The organism is Actinosynnema sp., assembly GCF_052038725.1.
On record NZ_JBQGCX010000154.1, the window covers coordinates 1 to 2,599 of the forward strand.

Consider the following 2,599-nt stretch of genomic DNA (forward strand, 5'->3'; position numbering starts at 1 on the left):
CCCACAGGTGGGACACCTCGCCGCCCTCGTGGGTCAGAGCCAGGAAGGCGTCGTCGTGGGCCTGGGCGCCCTCCCGCAGCGCGCGCACCTCCGCGTACACCGACCGCGGCCTGCCGAACAGCGCCACGGCCTGGTCCACCAGGTGCGTCCCCAGGTCGTACACGACGCTCCCCAGCGCCTCCGGGTCCGCCGACTCCTTCCACCCCGGCTTCACCTCCGGCCTCCAGCGCTCGAACCTCGACTCGAACCGGTGGACCGACCCCAGCGAGCCGTTGCGCACCAAGGACGCCACCGTGCGGAAGTCGCCGTCCCAGCGGCGGTTGTGGAACGGGGCCAGCAGCAGGCCCCGCGCCCGCGCCAGGTCCGCCAACGAGCGCGCCTCCGCCGCCGTCGCGGCGAACGGCTTGTCCACCACCACGTCCAGCCCGCGCTCCAGCGCCGCCCGCGCGTGCGCCGCGTGCAACCGGTTCGGGGTCGTCACCACCACCAGGTCGAAGTCCGCCGCCCTCGACCACAGCTCCTCCGCCGACCCCAGCACCTCCACCCCTGGGTACCGACTTCCCACCTCACCCGATCGGGAGGTGACGACGGCTGACAGGGTCAGGCCCTCGGCGGTAGACAGGAACGGTGCGTGGAAAGCGGTTCCGCCCAGGCCGAAACCGAGCAGTGCGGTGCGCATTCCGCCGAGCGTAGAACAAGCGGCCCGTCCAGTGGTTCCCACCACGCGGAACGACCTGCGCCCCGCCCCCCGGCCGCCCTACGTTCGCTGGAAAACCGCCGCAGGCAGGGGAGAACGAGCGCTCATGACCTGGTCCTTCGAGACCCAGCAGGTGCACGCCGGGGCAGCACCCGACCCGACCACCGGGGCCCGCGCCACGCCGATCTACCAGACCACCTCGTTCGCCTTCCGCGACACCGCGCACGGCGCCGCCCTGTTCAGCCTCGCCGAACCCGGCAACATCTACACCCGCATCAACAACCCCACCCAGGACGTCCTCGAACAGCGCGTCGCCGCCCTGGAGGGCGGGATCGCCGCCGTCGCCTTCGCGTCCGGCCAGGCCGCCGAGACGGCCACGATCCTCAACCTCGCCCGCGCGGGCGACCACCTCGTCTCCAGCGCCTCCCTCTACGGCGGCACCTACAACCTGCTCCACCACACCCTGCCCAAGCTCGGCATCACCACCACCTTCGTCGACGACCCCGACGACCTCGACGCCTGGCGCGCCGCGATCAGGCCGAACACCAAGCTGCTGTTCGCCGAGACCCTCGCCAACCCCCGCAGCAACGTCCTCGACATCACCGCCGTCGCCGACGTCGCGCACGCCGCGGGCGTCCCGCTGGTCGTGGACAACACCGTCCCCACGCCCTACCTGCTGCGCCCCCTGGAGCACGGCGCCGACATCGTGCTGCACTCCGCCACCAAGTTCCTCGGCGGCCACGGCACGGCCATCGCGGGCGTCGTCGTCGACGGCGGCAGGTTCGACTTCGGCGACGCCGCCAGGTTCCCCGACTTCAACGACCCCGACCCCAGCTACCACGGCCTGCGCGACTGGCCCGCCCTCGGGCACGGCGCGTTCGCCGCCAAGCTGCGCGTGCAGGGCCTGCGCGACACCGGGGCCGCCATCGCCCCGCTCACCAGCTTCCTCGTCCTGCAGGGCATCGAGACCCTCTCGCTGCGCCTGGAGCGGCACGTGGCCAACGCGCAGGCGCTCGCCGAGTGGCTCGACGGGCGCGACGAGGTCGAGCGGGTGCACTACGCGGGGCTGCCGTCCAGCCCGTGGCACGCGCTCGCCCAGCGCTACCTGCCAGGGGGCGCGGGCGCGATCGTCTCGTTCGAGCTGGTCGGCGGGGCCGACGCGGGGCGGGCGTTCGTGGACGGGCTGGAGCTGTTCAGCCAGCTCGCCAACATCGGCGACGTGCGCAGCCTGGTCATCCACCCGGCGTCCACCACGCACAGCCAGCTCACCGCCGAGCAGCAGGCCACCAGCGGCGTCACGCCGGGCCTCGTCCGGCTGTCCGTGGGCATCGAGGCGGTCGAGGACCTGAAGGCCGACCTGGAGGCCGGGTTCCGGGCGGCGAAGTCCGCGCGGTGACGGGGTGGCGCGACGGCGATCCCGCAGGCGGGAGGCGGTGGCACCGGGGCGCGCTGCCCGGTCTTCCGTTCCGGCTCGCCTACGAGACCTGGGGCGCGCTGGACGAGGACCGGTCCAACGCGGTGCTCGTGCTGCACGCCCTCACCGGGGACAGCCACGTCGCCGGACCCGCCGGTCCCGGCCACCCGACCGCCGGGTGGTGGGACGGGCTGGTGGGGCCCGGCCTCGCGCTGGACACCGACCGGTGGTTCGTCGTCGCGCCCAACGCGCTGGGCGGCTGCCAGGGCAGCACCGGCCCGTGGGACGCCGCGCCCGACGGGAGGCCCTGGGGCGACCGGTTCCCGGCCATCGGCATCCGCGACCAAGTGGCCGCCGAGCTGGGGCTGGCCGACGCGCTCGGCGTGCGCTCGTGGGCGGCCGTCGTCGGCGGGTCCATGGGCGGGATGCGGGCGCTGGAGTGGGCGGTGACCGCGCCGGAGCGGGTGCGGTCGCTGCTGGTGCTCGCC

Annotated in this window: 3 protein-coding genes; 2 read left to right on the forward strand and 1 reads right to left on the reverse strand. The window is 74.2% G+C overall.

Going from position 1 to position 2,599, the window contains the following annotated elements:
• The coding region (locus tag ACTUAL_RS02960) for a Gfo/Idh/MocA family protein (RefSeq protein ID WP_440899178.1) at nt 1-679 on the reverse strand (679 nt) is incomplete at its 3' end.
• A gap of 124 nt (nt 680-803) precedes the next feature.
• Between ACTUAL_RS02960 and ACTUAL_RS02965 the strand changes: the two genes are divergently transcribed.
• Entirely contained in the window at nt 804-2,093 is a 1,290-nt protein-coding gene (locus ACTUAL_RS02965) for a bifunctional o-acetylhomoserine/o-acetylserine sulfhydrylase (RefSeq protein WP_440899179.1), read from the forward strand.
• On the forward strand, nt 2,090-2,599 hold a 510-nt coding region (locus tag ACTUAL_RS02970), incomplete at its 3' end, for an alpha/beta fold hydrolase (protein WP_440899180.1). The genes ACTUAL_RS02965 and ACTUAL_RS02970, both read left to right, overlap by 4 nt.

Coding starts and splice junctions, on each gene's coding strand:
- ACTUAL_RS02965 (WP_440899179.1), top strand. CDS start 804: ATGACCTGGTCCTTCGAGACCCAGCAGGTGCACGCCGGGGCAGCACCC.